General features: G+C 62.8%; 13 protein-coding genes, 1 tRNA gene and 1 riboswitch. Of the genes, 8 read left to right on the forward strand and 6 right to left on the reverse strand.

Annotated features, from left to right (window positions below; all coding sequences use genetic code 11):
- Window positions 1-329: 329 nt before the first annotated feature.
- The 3 genes from BMX61_RS11845 (at window position 330) to BMX61_RS11855 (ending at window position 4,068) form a co-directional block, all read left to right on the forward strand.
- Window positions 330-1,532, forward strand: a complete 1,203-nt coding sequence (locus BMX61_RS11845) for an aspartate aminotransferase family protein (RefSeq protein ID WP_075629513.1) — start codon at window positions 330-332, stop codon at window positions 1,530-1,532.
- A 156-nt stretch (window positions 1,533-1,688) separates the two neighbouring features.
- Window positions 1,689-2,606: an ornithine carbamoyltransferase gene (argF, locus tag BMX61_RS11850; RefSeq protein WP_075629512.1), complete on the forward strand. Its 918-nt coding sequence runs from the start codon at window positions 1,689-1,691 to the stop codon at window positions 2,604-2,606.
- 478 nt (window positions 2,607-3,084) lie between these two features.
- Window positions 3,085-4,068: an Hsp33 family molecular chaperone gene (locus tag BMX61_RS11855; protein ID WP_407703767.1), complete on the forward strand. Its 984-nt coding sequence runs from the start codon at window positions 3,085-3,087 to the stop codon at window positions 4,066-4,068.
- A gap of 133 nt (window positions 4,069-4,201) precedes the next feature.
- On the opposite strand, the gene apaG is transcribed toward BMX61_RS11855, so the two are convergent.
- Window positions 4,202-4,594, reverse strand: a complete 393-nt coding sequence (gene apaG, locus BMX61_RS11860; protein WP_075629510.1) for a Co2+/Mg2+ efflux protein ApaG — start codon at window positions 4,592-4,594, stop codon at window positions 4,202-4,204.
- 330 nt (window positions 4,595-4,924) lie between these two features.
- Window positions 4,925-6,109, reverse strand: coding sequence for an O-succinylhomoserine sulfhydrylase (locus BMX61_RS11865; RefSeq protein WP_075629509.1), 1,185 nt, complete (start codon window positions 6,107-6,109; stop codon window positions 4,925-4,927).
- Between the two features lie 46 nt (window positions 6,110-6,155).
- Window positions 6,156-6,234, reverse strand: a riboswitch (SAM riboswitch).
- A gap of 76 nt (window positions 6,235-6,310) precedes the next feature.
- Here BMX61_RS11865 and BMX61_RS11870 point away from each other — a divergent pair.
- Entirely contained in the window at window positions 6,311-7,411 is a 1,101-nt protein-coding gene (locus BMX61_RS11870; protein WP_075629508.1) for a 2'-deoxycytidine 5'-triphosphate deaminase, read from the forward strand.
- A gap of 78 nt (window positions 7,412-7,489) precedes the next feature.
- Window positions 7,490-7,563: transfer RNA gene (locus BMX61_RS11875), tRNA-Gly, on the forward strand.
- A gap of 104 nt (window positions 7,564-7,667) precedes the next feature.
- On the opposite strand, the gene BMX61_RS11880 is transcribed toward BMX61_RS11875, so the two are convergent.
- Window positions 7,668-9,614, reverse strand: coding sequence for a glycosyltransferase family 2 protein (locus tag BMX61_RS11880; protein WP_075629507.1), 1,947 nt, complete (start codon window positions 9,612-9,614; stop codon window positions 7,668-7,670).
- A 196-nt stretch (window positions 9,615-9,810) separates the two neighbouring features.
- Here BMX61_RS11880 and BMX61_RS11885 point away from each other — a divergent pair, with 196 nt between their 5' ends.
- Window positions 9,811-10,626: a transporter substrate-binding domain-containing protein gene (locus tag BMX61_RS11885; RefSeq protein WP_075629506.1), complete on the forward strand. Its 816-nt coding sequence runs from the start codon at window positions 9,811-9,813 to the stop codon at window positions 10,624-10,626.
- Window positions 10,627-10,663: 37 nt separating this feature from the next.
- Here BMX61_RS11885 and BMX61_RS11890 read toward each other — a convergent pair whose 3' ends face one another.
- The 3 genes from BMX61_RS11890 to BMX61_RS11900 all read right to left on the reverse strand — a co-directional run bounded on the left by BMX61_RS11890 (window position 10,664) and on the right by BMX61_RS11900 (window position 12,797).
- Entirely contained in the window at window positions 10,664-11,095 is a 432-nt protein-coding gene (locus BMX61_RS11890; RefSeq protein ID WP_075629505.1) for a tellurite resistance TerB family protein, read from the reverse strand.
- 147 nt (window positions 11,096-11,242) lie between these two features.
- Window positions 11,243-12,139 carry a hypothetical protein gene (locus BMX61_RS11895; protein WP_075629504.1) on the reverse strand — a complete coding sequence of 299 codons (897 nt, stop codon included), beginning with the start codon at window positions 12,137-12,139 and terminating at the stop codon, window positions 11,243-11,245.
- Window position 12,140: 1 nt separating this feature from the next.
- Window positions 12,141-12,797: a S24 family peptidase gene (locus BMX61_RS11900; protein WP_075629597.1), complete on the reverse strand. Its 657-nt coding sequence runs from the start codon at window positions 12,795-12,797 to the stop codon at window positions 12,141-12,143.
- Between the two features lie 455 nt (window positions 12,798-13,252).
- Between BMX61_RS11900 and BMX61_RS11905 the strand changes: the two genes are divergently transcribed.
- Both BMX61_RS11905 and BMX61_RS11910 read left to right on the forward strand, forming a co-directional pair.
- The gene (locus BMX61_RS11905) at window positions 13,253-14,473 is read left to right on the forward strand and encodes a calcium:cation antiporter (RefSeq protein WP_075629596.1); all 1,221 of its coding nucleotides are present in this window, start codon (window positions 13,253-13,255) and stop codon (window positions 14,471-14,473) included.
- Between the two features lie 536 nt (window positions 14,474-15,009).
- On the forward strand, window positions 15,010-16,947 hold the full coding sequence (locus BMX61_RS11910; protein ID WP_075629503.1) for an autotransporter outer membrane beta-barrel domain-containing protein: 1,938 nt from the start codon (window positions 15,010-15,012) through the stop codon (window positions 16,945-16,947).
- Window positions 16,948-16,984: the final 37 nt, after the last annotated feature.

Here is a 16,984-nt window from a genome sequence, read left to right on the forward strand (position 1 = left end):
GGTCCGCCGCACGCGTCTAGTGATGGTCTTAACCTAGAGTCGGGCAGACTCCGTGACAAGAGTCCCTGGAATCGCCTCGAATCGATTTTCTGGTTTTCCCCAACTTGCTGCCCGAGTGTGACGCATTTGCAAGGGCAGGAATGAGGCGCGATCTCGGAAAAATTTCGCCTCAAGCGCCTGCATTTCCGGCAGTTTTGTTGACAGCGACCCCTGAAATGCCGATAGTGCGGCCGCCGCCGGAAGGCGGCATTTTCTTTTCAAAAGGCTCGCGGACCCCCTGCGGTGCATGAGCCTGCCTGCAAGATGATCGCCGATCTGGAGATTGCGCTATGGCCACTGCCACGCCGCTTTACGAGACTTACATGCGCGCGCCTTTGCGCTTCGAGCGCGGCGAGGGCGTCTGGCTGATCGCCGAAAATGGCAAGCGATATCTCGATTTCGCCGCTGGCGTCGCGGTCAATTCGCTCGGCCATGCGCATCCGCATCTCGTCGAAGCGCTGAAGGTGCAGGCCGACAAGGTCTGGCATCTGTCCAACCTGTATGAGGTTCCGGGCCAGGAAACGCTTGCCGCCCGGCTGACGGCGGCAACCTTTGCCGACAAGGTCTTTTTCACCAATTCCGGCGCGGAAGCGCTGGAATGCGCGATCAAGACCGCGCGGCGCTATCACTACGCCAAGGGCAGCCAGGAAAAATTCACGATCATCACCTTCGAGGGCGCCTTTCACGGCCGCACGCTGGCGACGATCGCGGCCGGCGGCCAGGCAAAATATCTGGAAGGCTTCGGCCCGAAGGCGCCGGGCTTCCTTCAGGTGCCTTTCGGCGATCTCGACGCCGTGAAGGCTGCGATCGACGATGAGACGGCCGGCATCTTGATCGAGCCGATCCAGGGTGAAGGCGGCATCCGGGTCGCGTCGCGCGAGTTCCTGCAGGGTCTGCGCGCGCTTTGTGACGAGTTCGGCCTGCTTCTGATGCTGGACGAGGTTCAGTGCGGCGTCGGCCGGACTGGCAAGTTCTTCGCGCATGAACATTACGGCATCACGCCCGATATCATGGCAGTCGCCAAGGGCATTGGCGGCGGCTTCCCGTTCGGCGCCTGCCTGGCAACCGCGGAGGCAGCATCCGGCATGGTGGCGGGCACACATGGCTCGACCTATGGCGGTAATCCGCTGGCCATGGCGGTCGGCAATGCGGTGCTGGACGTGGTTCTGGCCGAAGGTTTCCTAGAGCAGGTGCGCGACACCGCATTGGTTCTGCGTCAAGGTCTGGCCTCGCTGAAGGACCGCTTCCCCGATGTGATCGAGGAAATTCGCGGCGATGGCCTCATGCTGGGCATCAAGGGGCGCGTGCCGGTGGCCGAGCTTCTGGGTGCCATCCGCGCCGAGGACATGCTGGCCGTTCCGGCCGGTGAAAATGTCGTGCGTATCCTGCCGCCGTTGATCACGACGGCTGAGGAAGCGCGCGAGGGACTGAACCGGCTGGAGCGGGCGGCCTCCCGGCTGCAGGCCGCGCAGCCGCAAAGGGCGACCGCCTAAACCCGGCGCGCTTACCCCAGCCAAGCTCCTGTCGAGAGCGGCAGCGCCTGCAGGGCGCGCCGCTCTCGATGTTTTTCCAGTCCGCGCCGCCGCGCTGTGGCTGGAAGCGAAGGACTGCAGGGGTTGCGCCCGAAAAACGATAGATGGAACGGCATGATGGCGAGCACCAGGCATTTTCTCGATCTCTCGGCGATGGGCGCCGAGGATCTCCGGGCGATCATCGACGATGCGCGCGTTCGCAAGACCGCGACGAAGCAGGGCACGGCAGAAAAGCCGCTCGCCGGCAAGATGCTGGCCATGATCTTCGAGAAGCCATCGACCCGCACCCGTGTCTCCTTCGATGTCGGCATGCGCCAGCTTGGCGGCGAGACGCTGTTTCTGTCGGGCACGGAGATGCAGCTTGGCCGCGCCGAGACGATCGGCGATACCGCCCGCGTGCTCTCGCGCTATGTCGATGCCATCATGATCCGCACGACCGACCATGCCCGTCTGCTGGAATTGGCTGAACACGCGACCGTGCCTGTAATCAACGGCCTGACGGATGCCACGCATCCCTGCCAGATCATGGCCGATATCATGACCTTCGAGGAACATAAGGGACCCGTCAAAGGCCGTACGATCGCCTGGACCGGCGACGGCAACAATGTGCTGCATTCCTTCGTCGAAGGATCGGCGCGTTTTGGCTATCGCATGGCCATGGCGACACCGCTCGGCTCCGAGCCGGAGGACCGCTTTCTGAATTGGGCGCGCAATCATGGTGGTGAAATCATGCTCTGCCACGATGCCGAGCAGGCCGTTGCGGGCGCCGATTGCGTGGTGACAGATACGTGGGTGTCGATGAACCAGGAGCATCGCGCCCGTGGCCACAATGTCTTCCAGCCTTTCCAGGTCAATGGCGCCTTGATGGCCAAGGCTGCGCCGGACGCGCTGTTCATGCACTGCCTGCCGGCCCATCGCGGCGAGGAGGTCACGGATGAGGTGATCGACGGCGCGCAGTCAGTGGTGTTCGACGAAGCGGAAAACCGTCTGCATGCGCAGAAGTCTGTGCTCGCCTGGTGCCTCGGCGCCATCTAAGGCAGCTCCAGCCAAGCCTCTGACGCATCGAGCTATAGCGCGCAGCCGGCCTCTCCATCCGGCTAGTCGCGCGGCCTTGAAATCGTGCAGGACCGCAACGATCTAAGCCTTCGACAGGGTGAGCCGGTTTCTCCGCTTCGCGGGGCCGGTGACAGCCTCTTGCCTTGGTTTGGGCGTTGAGGCTGGACAAATGATCTGAAACCCCAAAAATATGGGTGCGCATCGGTCCTTGCCGATGCCGCGCCCTGCGCCTGTATACGCCTCGAAGCTGCCGCCCGAGAATGGGATGCCGCATCGAGTCGCGCGTGACGTTGTGACACTTTCAATCTGCTGCATCAGCCTGTTCCTCATAGGGCGAGCGCGTGCACTGGAACGCAAGACGAGAAGGCCGCGGCCCACGTTAGGGCGTGCCGCCTTCTCCCAGAAGAGGCTGCGTGTTCCGCATCTTGGCGGCCGGCGTGGCCCAGGTAGGATGACGATGGACAATACTCCCGGCCTTGGGCAGTTCGATTTTGCAGGGGATGATCATGTCGTGCCCTTTCAGGTGGAGGGGCTGGATGTGCGTGGCCGCGCCGTTCAGCTCGGCCCGATGCTCGATGCTATTCTCGAGCGCCACAACTATCCGCTTCCGGTCGCCCGTCTGGTGGCTGAAACCGTGGTGCTGACCGTGCTGCTCGGCACTTCGCTAAAATTCGAGGGCAAGCTGATCGTGCAGACCAAGAGCGATGGTCCGGTCGATCTCGTGGTCGCCGATTTCGCGACGCCCGATCGCGTGCGCGCCTATGCCCGCTATGACGAGGAGGCGCTGCAGGCCGCCATCGACAAGGGCCAGGTTCTGCCACAACAATTGCTGGGCGAGGGCATCCTGGCCTTCACCATCGATCAGGGTGTGCATATGCAGCGCTATCAAGGCATCGTGCCGCTCGATGGTGCTTCGCTGGAAGAGATCGCCGGTGTCTATTTCCGCCAGTCGGAGCAGATTCCGACCAAGGTGCGTCTGGGCGTGGCCGAATTGCTCGACCGCGACGAAAGCGGCAAGCCGCGCCATCGCTGGCGGGCGGGCGGCATGGTCGCGCAATTTCTGCCGGAGTCACCGGAGCGTATGCGCCAGCCGGACCTGCATGGCGGCGATGGCGCCGGCGCGCATGAGCTTGAGATCGACGATCTCTGGGACGAGGCGCGGGTGATGGTCGAGACGATCGATGCGGACGAATTGACCGACCCGACCGTCGGCACCGAGCGACTGCTCTATCGCTTGTTCCACGAGCGTGGCGTGCGGGTCTATCCGCCTCAGCCGGTCTATGACCGTTGCACCTGCTCGCGCGAGAAGATCCGGGATGTTCTGGCAAGCCTGAGCCAGGAGGAACTGGAGGAAACCGTGCAGGAAGGGTCGGTTTCGGTCAGCTGCGAATTCTGCTCGACCACCTATCGCTTCGAGGCGACGGAAATCCGCCCGCAATAGTGCGGTTGGGAGCTGCCAAAAGGCAGCTTGCGGCGCATTCAGGGGTTTTCCCGCCTCATCCGCCTTCTGCGAACCTGCGGCTCGACCCTTCGGTCGGGCCGTTTGCTTTTGTGGCGCAGCGGTTTCGTTCGGATCAGTTCAGCACGCGGATCTGGCCCGGCGCGTCCAGCGAGAAGGCGGGAATGCCGACCTTGAAGACCTCGCCATCGTTGGTTTCCATCGAATAATGGCCGAACATCACGCCGGAGGGCGTGTCCAGCGGGCAGCCGGAAGAATATTCGTAGCTTTCGCCGGGCTGCAAGACCGGCTGCTGGCCGATTACGCCAGGGCCATCGACCTCATCGACATGACCATTGGCGTCGGTAATGTTCCAATAGCGCGTCATCAGCCGCACCGCCTTGGCCGAGCGATTGACGATCTGAATGCGGTAGCCCCAGACATAGCGGCTGTCTTCCGGATCGGATTGCTCTTCCAGATAATAGGGTTCGACCGTGACCTCGATCTCCCGTGTTACCGCGCGATACATGGATAGCACCCTTCAGCCTTTCTCCCATTCTAACGCCGGATGGTTTACTCAACGATAACGCTTCGCGAGCCTGCGTAAGAATGGAACGATCTTCTTATAGAGTGCGAGGCCGGCAATCGAAAGGAAAAGCTTACTGAGGCAAGGCGGAAAAGCGTCGGCGTCTCGCGAATGGCCGGCTGTTGCCAGGAGGTCGATTGCAGTCAGACGCCATAAACAAAACCGCCCGGCCTGCAAGAGCCCAATGAGGGATCAGCAGGCCGGGCGGTGTAGAGGTTTCAGCAAAGCCGCCGTGCGGTATGGCGGTGGGTTTATGGCTGCTCGTCTTAAGTTTTAGGCCTGAACGGCGTCCAGCGCGCGGGCAAAGTCCGCGACCAGATCTTCTGCATCTTCGATCCCGGCGGAAAGCCGCACCGTGCCGTCGGAAATGCCGAGTTCGGCCCGGGCCTCGTCGCTCAGGTTCTTGTGGGTGGTGGTGGCAGGATGGGTGATCAGGCTCTTGCTGTCGCCGAGATTGTTGGAAATCTTGACGATCTCGAGCGCATCCTGCAGGGCGAAGGCCGCCTGCTTTCCGCCCTTCATTTCAAAGGCCACCAAGGTCGAGCCGCCGCTCATCTGCTTGGCGATGATATCGGCCTGCGGGTGATCGGCGCGGCCGGGATAGATGACCTTCGCCACTTTCGAATGCCCGGCCAGGAGATCGGCCACGGCGCTGGCATTGGCGGTCTGCTGGCGCACGCGCAGCGGCAGGGTCTCGATGCCTTTCAGCAGCGTCCAGGCATTGAAGGGCGAAAGGGCCGGGCCCGTATGACGGAAGTAGTCGTGCAGGTTTTCGTCGATCCATTCCTTGCTGGAAAGCACGACGCCGCCTAGGCAGCGCCCCTGGCCGTCAATGTGCTTGGTGGCCGAATAGACGACGACATGGGCCCCGAGTTCCAGCGGCTTCTGGAAGAGCGGGGTGGCGAAGACATTGTCGACCACGAGCTTGGCGCCGATCGAATTGGCCAGCGCGGCAACGGCCGCGACATCGACCACCTCAAGGGTCGGGTTGGTCGGGCTTTCCAGGAAGAAGACCTTGGTGTTCGGCCGGACGGCGGCTTCCCAATTGGCAATGTCCCGGCCATCGACCAGCGTGCATTCGACGCCATATTTCGGCGCCAGCGTTTCCACAACCCAGCGGCAGGAGCCGAAGAGGGCGCGGGCGGCCACGATATGGTCGCCAGCCTTGACCTGGCACAGGATGGCGGCGGAAACGGCCGCCATGCCCGAGGCGGTGGCGCGCGCATCCTCCGCACCTTCCAGGAGGCACATGCGCTTTTCGAACATATCGTTGGTGGGGCTGCCGTAGCGGGCATAGATGAAGCCGTCGGTCTCGCCCTTGAAGCGGGCTTCGGCGGCCGCGGAATTTTCGTAGACGAAACCCTGCGTCAGGAAAATGGCTTCGGAAGTTTCGCCATGATTGGAGCGGGTTGTGCCGCCATGGACGAGTTGCGTTGCAGGACGCCAGGAGCTGCTCATGGTTCGCGTTCTCACACACAAAAAAACCGGCCGCGCAAAGCAGACCGGTTCCATCGCCCCGGTCTCTTTAGCCATTTGTTTAACGTGGCTGCAAGCCGACCGGCCAAATCACCACGGGATAAGCAGGCATAGCGCTTCGCCGTTCTTGCGTCAATTGCAGGAGTTTGGTTTTGTCCTCCCACAAAGATGGAGGCTTAACGCATGATGCGCGACAGCGGTATTCTGGCGGATGGCGCCATTGCGGACCTGTTTTCAACCGGTCGGCTAAGAAGCGAGGCGCCGCTCGACGGCGACCAGATTCAGCCGGCGAGCCTCGATCTCAGGCTTGGTTCGGTCGCTTTCCGGGTGCGCGCCAGCTTCATGCCGGGGCCTGCCAATCTGGTGGCCGACAAGCTGGACCGGCTGAAACTGCATGTCATTGACCTCAGCGAAGGCGCCGTGCTGGAAACGGGCTGCGTCTATATCGTGCCGCTGATGGAAAGCCTGGATCTGCCGGAGGGACTTTCGGCCTCTGCCAATCCCAAGAGCTCCACCGGTCGTCTGGATATCTTCACCCGTGTGATCACCGATCGCGCGCAGGAATTCGACAAGGTACCGTCAGGCTATCGCGGGCCGCTCTATCTCGAAATCAGCCCGCGCACCTTCCCGATCATCGTGCGGCGCGGCTCGCGCCTGTCGCAAATCCGCTTCCGCAGAGGGCTTTCGCTGCTTGCGGAGGCTGAATTGATGGATTTGCATGCCAGCCAGACGCTCGTTGCCAGCGATGCGCCGAATATATCGGGCGGCGGCATTGCACTGTCGATCGATCTGCGCGGCTCGGGTGCAGACGGGCTGATCGGCTATCGCGGCAAGCGCCACACGGCCGTGGTCGATGTCGACAAGAAGGCGGAGCACGGCATCTATGACTTCTGGGAGCCGCTCTATAGCCGCGGCCGCGAGGACCTGATCCTCGACCCGAACGAATTCTACATTCTCGTCTCCCGCGAAGCCGTGCATGTTCCGCCTGACTACGCAGCGGAAATGACGCCCTTCGATCCGCTGGTCGGCGAGTTCCGCGTGCATTATGCCGGCTTCTTCGATCCCGGCTTCGGCCATGCCTCGGCCGGCGGCACCGGAAGCCGCGCCGTGCTCGAGGTGCGCAGCCATGAAGTGCCCTTCATCCTGGAGCACGGGCAGATCATCGGCCGCCTGGTCTATGAACATATGCTCGCGCGGCCTGACAGTCTTTACGGCAGCGGTCTCGGCTCGCATTATCAGGCACAGGGGCTGAAGCTCTCCAAGCATTTTCGCGCCGAAGGCTGAGCGCCAAGGCCATCCGATCGGCCCTGGCCGCTCTTGACAGCTGCCGTCCTATGATGGAAACGTGGCGCCACAGGCCGTGCGGGTATGATGTAATGGTAGCCTGTCAGCTTCCCAAGCTGAACGCGCGGGTTCGATTCCCGCTACCCGCTCCATCAACGATTTCAAAATTTTATGGCCGGCGCTTAAGACTGTTTCGGAGACGGCTTTACAGCCTCTGTTCTCTGTCAGTCTGTTTCTCAAGCGGCGATGGAGTGTTTCAACTTGCCACGGGAGGCTCCCTGCGCGCGGTTTGCACGACACGATGAGGGGTCTTGTTCCAGGCAAAGGGCTTGCTGCGCAGTTCGAAGATGGCGCGCCAGGCGGCGTAGGACATGATCAGCCAGTAGAACGGAAGCCTGCGCCAGCGCCGGCCAAGGGCGTGGCGCTCCCAGCGCCGCATCGACCGGAGGCCGAGAAGAAGCTGGATCAGGTAGCATCCGAACGCATTGCAGAGATCGACGACGATCAGAGCCGATGCGACGACGCTATCGCCGGGTAAGAGATCGAAGCTCAGCAGCAGGCCGAGATAGGCGATGAAGCCGAACAGCAAAGGATGGCTGAGGGCGGCGATAAGCAGGCCTGCCATCAGGATCTGAAGGGTGAGAAAGCCGCGCCATCCGACCTGCGCGACCAGCTTTCCCGGCGCGCGCATGCAGACAAGCCAGGTTTGCAGCCAGCCCTTGAACCAGCGGGTGCGCTGGCGGATCCAGACATCGCGCTCGGTCGGCGCATCCTCATAGGTCGGGGACGTGAGAATCTGTGTTCTGAGGCCGTATCGGGCCAGCCGGATCCCGAGATCGGCATCTTCGGTGACGTTGAAAGGATCCCAGCTGCCGACTTGGCGCAGCGCTGCGGTGCGGAAGTGATTGGAGGTGCCGCCGAGCGGCAGCGGCAGGCCTGCCGCTGCAAGGCGCGGCAGAAGACCACGAAACAGCGCGGCATATTCGAGCGCGAACAGCGCCGAGAGCCAGCTTTCTCCGCCATTGGTGATGATGATCGGTGCCTGCAGGCAGGCGACGTCGGCAGGGGCCTGGCGAAATCCTTGCCAGGCTTCCTCAAGCTGGCCGCGCGCTGGACGATCCTCCGCATCGTAAACCGCCACAAACTCGCCTCTTACCCCTTCCAGCCCGTAATTCAGCGCCTTGGGTTTGGTGCGCGGAAGCGAGGGCGGGACTTCGACGATCTCGTATTGTGCGCCCAGCGGCAGGGCGCGAAGCGCGGCAAGCGTGGGGGTGTCGTCGGCTTCGCAAAGCAGCTTGATGTCGAGCCGGCTCGCCGGCCAGTCCAGCCGGTCAAGCGCCGCAACCAGCTGCCCGACCACCGCCTCCTCCCGATAGAGCGCGACGAGGATCGAATAGACGGGGCGCGGCGCGTGATCCCCTGCTGGCTGAGGCTCCGTTGCGCTTGCAGCTTCATCCCTGGACATTCTGGCAAAAGCGCTCAGGCGCAACAAAAAGCCGGCTAAGTGAATAAATGCCAAAGCGAGATGGATCGCCAAAAGCGTGGCGAGCGGCGCCATGATCAGCGCGATCAGAAGCATGGCCGTTCCCATGCCGGCCAGGAAGCCTTGTTGTCCCCAGAAGGTGATACGGGCGCTGAGAAGCGGTTGCGTGTCAAACAGACTGTCGGTCGCCTTCTTCAGTCGGCGCTGAGCTCCTGCCTGCCACACGGCCCGACGCAGCCGGCGCGGCGTGGTGATAGCCAGCATGGCGCGCAGGCTCGGACGAGCCTCGATATGCGCCGCAATGGAGCCGAGGTCGCGCAGGCGGGGAACGATCAGTTGAATCGGAGGCCGGGTTGGCGGCGTCAGCCGCAAGCTTTCCGGGCGCAGAAGCTGGGTGTCGAGAAAGGCGCTGTCGCGCACATGATCCGGATCGATCGCGTCGAGGAAGGCGAGACCGAGCTGCTGCGCCACGGCGCGATAATATGTCTCTTCTTCCGCTTGGCCGAGAGCGATCAACTCGCCTTCCACGGAGGTGCCGTGCGCGCGCGCTGCCTGCAGGGCGCGCTCAAGCAGCGGCGTGGGGAGTCCCAGCGCGGAAAGCGCGGCCTGTTCGTTGGACAGGTGAGAGAGTTCAGGTAGCAGAGCAGGCGACGACGGCTCATTCAGGGCCAATCCGGCGGTGGCCATGGACAGACTTGCAGGGTAGACTGGCCCGTGCATGCACACTCCGTCGCCGCCGCGGATGCATGGTCGAAGAGGACGGCAGGCTATCGATGACATCATGCACATTTTTATGAGACGCAGAGCTGCGGCGGATGTCCGTGCAGGACGCGCCAATGGGCCTGATCCCGAGGGCATCATAACCGCGATCTGCCGGATTGCATCCCTTAAATTTAAGAAATATATAATTTTATGGATGCTTATGTGCCTTGGGGCGGTCTGTCCCGCGATGGCGGATGATCTTGCCCTGTTGCCACTGACCTTCGACACCCGCGAGCGGATCACCAAGCCGGATCTCCAGGGAGTTGCCCGTCTGCGCTTCCTGACGACGGTCGATTTTCCGCCCTTCAATTTCATCGATCAGGATGGCCGCCTCGCTGGCTTCCACATCGATCTGGCCCGGGAAATCTGCCGTGTCCTGGCGATCGAATCACGATGCCAGATCCAGGCCCTGACCTTTGACGAGCTCCGGCCGGCGCTGGATAGCGGAGAAGGCGAGGCGTTGATCGCCGGCCTCAAGGTGACGGCGGAGCTCAGGCGCGCCTATGCCTTTTCCCGGCCTTTTCTGAAGCTTCCGGCGCGGTTTGTCGGCAATCGTGCGCGGCTGAAGGGCGCAACGTCGCCTGCGGCCCTGTCCGGGCAGCCCGTGGGCGTGGTGGCCGGCACGGCGCATGAGGCGATGGCCAAGGCCTTCTTCCCCGATCTCGACCGCCGCAGCTTTCCGGATCGGCCGGCGGTGCTGGCGGCCTTGAAGGATGGCAGCATCGCAGCGACATTCGGCGACGGCGTTCAGCTCGGTTTCTGGACGGCTTCGGCCGAGGCCGCCAATTGCTGCATGCTCTTGGAGGGCGCTTATGTCTCGGACAACTTCCTCGGCGAAGGACTGACGATCACCCTGCGCAAGGATGAGCCGGTGCTGACCCAGGCAATCGATCATGCGCTTCTGGAGCTTGCCCGTAGCGGCCGGCTCAATGAGCTTTATCTGCGCTATTTTCCGATGGGGCTTTTTTAAGGAAAGCTGGGCGGGCCGGAGGCCACGAAGCGATTTCTCAGCGGTCTGATCGGCCGACAAGACTGCGGCTGCGGGCGATGGCGGCGCGTTCCAGCGCGGCACAAACGAGCCGGTCCAGGCCAAGACGTTCGCGCAGCATATCGAGAAGCCGCATCTCTTCCCGTTTGAAATGGCCATCTGCGGCCGCAAGCTCGGCGCCCAGCGCATAGGCCGTCTCGCAAAGCTGGCCGGGCAGGGCCTCGCGCACGACTTCGAGGGTGATGTCGAGACCCTCGGGACCGGAGATCAATACGGCGCATTCGCGCGCTGCCGCTACCAGCCTGTCATCATCGAAGTCGGCAAAGATCGGCAAAGCCCGCACGATATGGCCGATCCGCTTCAACTCGGGATCGCTCATCACCGCATCGGCGGCCGAGACCATTACCATGACATAGACGAGGGCTTCCTGGGCGGTGGGGCTGCTGAACATGGCAATCACGTATGAAGGAGGATAAGGGAGGTCTATCGCGGTTCGGACCGGATTGACAGGCCTTGCGAGAGCCGCCCATACCGCGCCTGTTTGAAGATGCTGCCGACCGTCAAGCTTGAGGTGATCGGCCGATATCGTCCCAAGCCGTCAAGGGCTGGCCGGCGGCTCGGCACTGTCTGCGGGGTTCGCGGTTGCATCATCAGGGGCGGTGTCGATCGCCTCCTGCATGCGCTTGGCTTCGTCCTTGCGCGGGTCTTCGCCGAAAAAGCCGAGCTTGGCGGCGCGCGCCTTTTCGACCACGGGCGCCAGATCAGAGCCTTCGGGCACGTCTGCCCAGCCCTGGCTTGCGAGCCATTGCGTAGGATCGTCGCCGCCGACGGAGCATTTTGCCGTGACCGGCGGATCCTTGGCCAGCTGATGTTCCGGCAGCATCAAATCCTTGGGCAAGGTGCAGACGAAGGCGCGGGCGCGCACGAAGTTGCGGAAGGCGGTGCGGGCCAGCGCGCCACAAGGCCAGCTGTCACGTCCGACGCCGCAGCGCCGCTTCGGATCTTCAGGAACCAGGCCGGCAAGCTGCACGCGATATTCGGGAAAGCGGATCAGGCCTGCGGCGAGCACGATCGGATGGCGCAACACGACATCCCGACGTTCGCTGGAGGCGAGCATGTCCAATTCGCTGGATGCGGATTGCGCCGGTGACGCGGTCTCGCTGCCGGCAGGCGCACTGTTCGGCGGGGGCAGGGGCGCGGTGGTGACGGGTGCCGGAGAGGCGGCAAGAGGAGATGCTCCCGCCTTTGGCTCTCCGGAGGATTGGGCTTGGTCCGAGGTCTTGGTGTCCGGTTCGCCCGTTGAGGAGGCGTCGTCCGATCCGGCCAGGGCGGCGACCGGGTCTTCGCTGCCGGGCATGGTCTCTGGCGTTTCGAGGGCAAGCGAGGGGCCGGCCGCCTCCCGCGTGCGGATCGAGGCTGCACCGCCCCAGACGATCAGGGTGGTGGCGAGGAGGCAGGCCAAACCGCCGCCGGTGGAAACAAGGGCGCGCCGCATCCTACTGGCTCGCCCAGAGAATGCGGGCGATCCACTCCACCTGCGCCGGCTCGAAGCTGCGGTTGGGATGTTCGGGATTGAGCGAATGAAGCTCGATGGAGCGCGCGCTCTGGCGCATCAGAATCTTGGCCATGACTTCACCTTCCGTGGTCTTGACCACCACGCGGTCGCCCCGGCGCACAGGCGCGCCCGGCTCCACGATCAGAACATCGCCATCGCGATAAAGCGGCATCATGCTGTCGCCCTGCACCTCCAGCGCATAGACGCCCTGCTTGATGCCGGAGGCCGTGGGGAAATCCACCATGTCCCAGCCTTGCCCGGCGGGAAAGCCGCTATCGTCGAAAAAACCGCCGGCGCCGGCCTGGGCGAAGCCGATCAACGGAATGGCCGGCAGCGCTGCGGAAGCAGGCGTGGCCACCGGCGCGCGCTCGCCTTTCAGCACGTCCATGAACTGGTCGATGGTCGCGCCCGTTGCTTCCAGGATCTTGGCGACCGATTCGGTGGAGGGCCAGCGCTCCCGTCCGTCGGCAGAGCGGCGCTTGGACTTGTTGAAGGCGGTGGCATCGAGCCCGGCACGGCGCGCCAGCCCCGACGGCGTCAGCCGGTGGCGCTCGGCCAGCGCATCGATGGCGCTCCAGATCCCCTCATGTGACAGCATGCTCGATAAGCCCCAGATCGAAAGCCGGGCACGCAAGCCGCGCGCTCCCGAATGCAACAGGACAAGCGTGGCCTGAAAAGGGCGAACGCTTCAAGGTGAAAGGCGGCTTTTCCCGGCGTGCCGCACAGAAAACGAAAGACCAATCCGACGAGGCTCTGCCCTTGGCGGTGGACGCCGATATGGCTTGAGCGCGGGCCGCCTGTGCGAGCGAACGAAAAGCGCGGAAGAAATGCCGATAACCTAGCTGAAAGGCCACTTAAGAGCAAGATGGAGAGGAAAATAATCCTTTTATCGCCGACGCCGTCGCCTTATCGCGCAAGCGCGTTTGACTTGCCGTCGCCCGGCTCTACCCTTCGGCAGACGATCGGGAGCAGGTCATACAGCATGGCCGGCTTTCCATCGCCCGCGCCGCCCGGCTGCGGTGATGGCTTCAACTGGCGAGATTATCCGTGCCCCTGTCCCTGCTTCGCTCCGAATGGAGCCTCCTGATTGCAATTGGCGCTGCTCTCATCGGGTTTGCCTTCGAGCACAGCCTGATGGAGGCCGGCCGCTTCGCCGCACTTGCCGGTGCTGGTCTTCTCGTCGCCGCGATCATCGTCGCATCGATGCGCGTGGCTCACCATGCGGAAATGTTGGCCGTCAAGGTTGGTGATCCCTATGGCACGATGATCCTGACCTTGTCGGCGGTGCTGGTCGAGGTCGTCATCCTTGCGATCCTGATGAGCGGAGAGAGTTCGCCGACCCTGGTGCGCGATACGATCTATGCGGCCGTCATGCTCGACATCAACGGCATTCTCGGCCTTGCCGCCCTGCTTGGCGGGCTGAAACACGGCGAACAGCCCTATAATGACGATTCCAGCCGCACCTATTCGGTGATGATCCTCACGGCCATGGGCATTTCCATGATCGTGCCGGAATTCGTGCCGGAGGCGAAGTGGCATTTCTATTCCGGCTTCACCATCGTGGCGATGGTGACACTCTATGCCGTCTTCCTGCGCATGCAGGTTGGTGCGCACAGCTATTTCTTCAGCTACAGCTATCCCAATCGAAACCGCCGCAAGCCCCAGGCTGCAGCGCTGCCGGTTGGCCAAGGTTCGGCGCCGGCGCGCGCCTTGCCGGCGGCGCCGGAAGCGTCGGCTGCCGCCGGCACTCCGCCATCCGGCACCAGCCAGCCAGCCGCCGCCGTGTCCGAGGAGGATGCCAGCCATCCCGGCGAGGATGCGCCAGCGGGTTTTTCGATCGCCATCCTGGTCTTCGGCGTGGTGATCATCGGCATTCTCGCGGAACTCATGTCGGCCCTCCTGACCGAGGGCCTGCGGGACACCGGCGCTCCGCCCGTTCTCACCGCGCTGGTGGTGGCGACCATTTCCGCCGCGCCGGAAATCATGACCGCGATGCGCGCGGCGCTCGCCAACCGCATGCAGGCCGTGGTCAATATCGCGCTTGGAGCCTCGCTCTCCACCGTCATCCTGACCGTCTCGGTGATGGAGGCGATCGCGCTCTTTACCGGCCAGCCCTTCATCATGGCGATGACGCCGGTTCAGACGGTGATGGTCACGATCACGCTGATCGCCGCCGCTATCAACCTCAATGACGGCGAGACCAATGCGATCGAAGGCATGACCCATTTCGTGCTCTTCGCCACCTTCATCATGCTCTCCGTGCTGGGGCTTTGATACCGGGTCTCGCTGATAGAAGTCCTATGGGTTCCTATCAGCGAGACCCGGTATAAGCACCGCGCCGAAAATCGAAGTCAGCGAGCCTTGGCATATGGCGTACGCGTCTTTCAGACGACGATGCGCATCCAGACCCGGCATGTCTGCCATCAAGGCTACATCATCTCCTTGCTAAAATAAGTGCGTGTCTGGTCGGCCCCTCGAGCCGCATGTCGGCCACTCCTGCGGTCGAAGCCCTATTCGTATGAATAATACGATCATTGTCATGTCTGCGTCATTCACGCTCGCTAATGAACGGCCGGGGCAAAACAGGGGCCGGAAGACGATGTCGAACTAAGTGATCACCAAGGCCTCGCGGCGCGTTGCCCGCGCCTGCCTTTACAGCCGGCCTTTGGCCGAAGAGCGCATGCGCTTGCCAGCCAGCCTTCGGAAGAGGCCCCCCAACCTCCCGCCGCATCTGCGGTCGGCCGTCTTCGAGCGCGGCCGATGACGTGGGATCTCGGCCAAAATCCTCTTGTTAGCAAAGAGACACTGTCATGTTTCATTCGATCTTCGACCATCCCCAATGCCTGACGCGCGACGGCGAACCGAAGGCGCCCGCCAGGCGCGCCACGCTTGTCGCCTCGGCTGCGAAAATCCCGCTGATCTGCCTTGGCCTGATCGCCGCCACGGCGCCGGCGGCCTTTGCCCAGGAGCCCTGGATCATGACCGAGCGCACGTTCTTCGGCGGCGACGATGCCGATGCGGCGCGCGGGCAGGGGGTCACGACCGATGGCCAGCACTGGTTCTTCTCGGGCACCCACTCGCTCGAAATCGCCGACGATACGTTCAAGACGATCAAAATCGACAAGAATGCCATCGCCTCGAAGCTTCAGATCCCATCTTCGCTCTCGCGCGTCGGGCTCAACCATATCGGCGACATCGATTACGCCAACGGCCTGCTTTATATCTCGCTGGACTCCAGCAAGCGCGACCCGGTGACCGGCAATAAATACAGCAACCCCGTCTTCGCCATTTATGACGCCAAGACGCTTGAATATACGGGTAAGGCCTATCCGCTCAATCCGCCGCATGGGGTTCACGACATCGCCAGCTGGGTTGCCGTCGATGCGAAGCACGGGCTCGCTTATGGCATTGCCTATGACAATGCCACGGAGCTGACGGTCTACAATCTCGCCGATTTCAGCTTCAACAAATACATCCCGCTATCTACCGTGGTCGATCAGGCCCAGGGCGGCAAGGTTCTCGATGGCTGGATGTATTTTGCCACTGACAACGACGACAAGAAGCTGATGCGCGCCAATCTGGCGACGGGCGAGGTCGAGACCATCGGCAATCTCAAGCTCAATGCCGAACAGGAAGTCGAAGGACTGTCGATCCGTCATACGAAGGATGGCTGGTCACTCAACGTTCTCGACCGGGAAGAGAGCATGCCCGGCAACGGGGACGGCGGCGTGGCTTTTTACAAATATCTCCGCCCCTATGGAAACGTGCTTTCGGGCGAGATCCATAGCGATATCGCCGGTTCGCTGCTGGAGGACAGCCGCTTCCTGCGCGAGGCTACCAATCGCCGTCTGCAGGCTGCCTTCGATGCGGTTGCGCTGCCATCCGCCAAGGGCGCGAAAGACGGGCAGGGTGTGCAGGATGCCGATGCTCCGGCCTTCTGGAGCGAGGCGCTGGCCTCCACCAGCAAGCACCGCGCGACGGGCGATGCCGCTGATTTCGATCGCTCGGCGGGCGGCATCATCGCCGGCGTCGATGCGCCGATCGACACATGGCGCCTTGGCCTCGTCGGCAGCTATGGCCGCACCAGCTTCGATGTCGATCAGCGCCTGTCCTCCGGCGACAGCCATGATTATGAGATCGGCGCCTATGCCGGTACGCAGCTCGGCGATTTCGGGCTGCGCCTTGGCGGCGCTTATGGTCATCATGCCATTTCAACCAGGCGAAACGTCATCTTCCCCGCCTTTGCCGAGACGCTGACGGCGGATTACGACGCCGTGACGGCCCAAGCCTATGGCGAGATCGACTATCGCATCAAGCTCGAGCGCGTAACGCTCTCGCCCTTTGCCGGCCTTGCCTATGTGCATCTGAAAACGGATGGTTTTTCGGAGGATGGCGGCAGCGTCGCTGCGCTCTCAGCGGATGGCCAGAGCATCGACAACAGCTTCTCCACGCTTGGCCTGCGCGCATCCGCGCCCGTCGCACTCGACACGATGGAAGGGCAGGTCCATGGCATGATCGGCTGGCAGCATGCCTTTGCCGATCCGGCGACCGAGAAGCAGCTGACCTTCACATCCGGTGCCGATTTCACCAGCACCGGCGTGCCCATCGCCAAGAATGCGCTGGGTCTCAATCTCGGTATGGATCTGGCGCTGAGCCAGCAGACCCAGCTGAGCGCCAACTATTCCGGCCAGATCGCCAGCAAGGAGCAGAGCCACGCGGTGAAGGTGAACCTTCAGGTGAAGTTCTGATTCGATCCCCTTGGATGGCTCGGCCCCGGCAGCCCTC

Source organism: Xaviernesmea oryzae (genome assembly GCF_900109605.1).
In the GTDB taxonomy this organism is placed as follows: Bacteria; Pseudomonadota; Alphaproteobacteria; order Rhizobiales; family Rhizobiaceae; genus Xaviernesmea; species Xaviernesmea oryzae.

Excerpts from the sequence above, each read along its gene's own strand:
- BMX61_RS11865 (WP_075629509.1), bottom strand. The coding sequence starts at position 6,109 with ATGAGCAGCTCCTGGCGTCCTGCAACGCAACTCGTCCATGGCGGCACA.
- BMX61_RS11885 (WP_075629506.1), top strand. The coding sequence starts at position 9,811 with ATGCTTATGTGCCTTGGGGCGGTCTGTCCCGCGATGGCGGATGATCTT.
- BMX61_RS11845 (WP_075629513.1), top strand. The coding sequence starts at position 330 with ATGGCCACTGCCACGCCGCTTTACGAGACTTACATGCGCGCGCCTTTG.
- apaG (WP_075629510.1), bottom strand. The coding sequence starts at position 4,594 with ATGTATCGCGCGGTAACACGGGAGATCGAGGTCACGGTCGAACCCTAT.
- BMX61_RS11900 (WP_075629597.1), bottom strand. The coding sequence starts at position 12,797 with ATGCTGTCACATGAGGGGATCTGGAGCGCCATCGATGCGCTGGCCGAG.
- BMX61_RS11910 (WP_075629503.1), top strand. The coding sequence starts at position 15,010 with ATGTTTCATTCGATCTTCGACCATCCCCAATGCCTGACGCGCGACGGC.
- BMX61_RS11895 (WP_075629504.1), bottom strand. The coding sequence starts at position 12,139 with ATGCGGCGCGCCCTTGTTTCCACCGGCGGCGGTTTGGCCTGCCTCCTC.
- BMX61_RS11880 (WP_075629507.1), bottom strand. The coding sequence starts at position 9,614 with ATGCACGGGCCAGTCTACCCTGCAAGTCTGTCCATGGCCACCGCCGGA.
- argF (WP_075629512.1), top strand. The coding sequence starts at position 1,689 with ATGGCGAGCACCAGGCATTTTCTCGATCTCTCGGCGATGGGCGCCGAG.
- BMX61_RS11855 (WP_407703767.1), top strand. The coding sequence starts at position 3,085 with ATGGACAATACTCCCGGCCTTGGGCAGTTCGATTTTGCAGGGGATGAT.
- BMX61_RS11870 (WP_075629508.1), top strand. The coding sequence starts at position 6,311 with ATGATGCGCGACAGCGGTATTCTGGCGGATGGCGCCATTGCGGACCTG.
- BMX61_RS11890 (WP_075629505.1), bottom strand. The coding sequence starts at position 11,095 with ATGTTCAGCAGCCCCACCGCCCAGGAAGCCCTCGTCTATGTCATGGTA.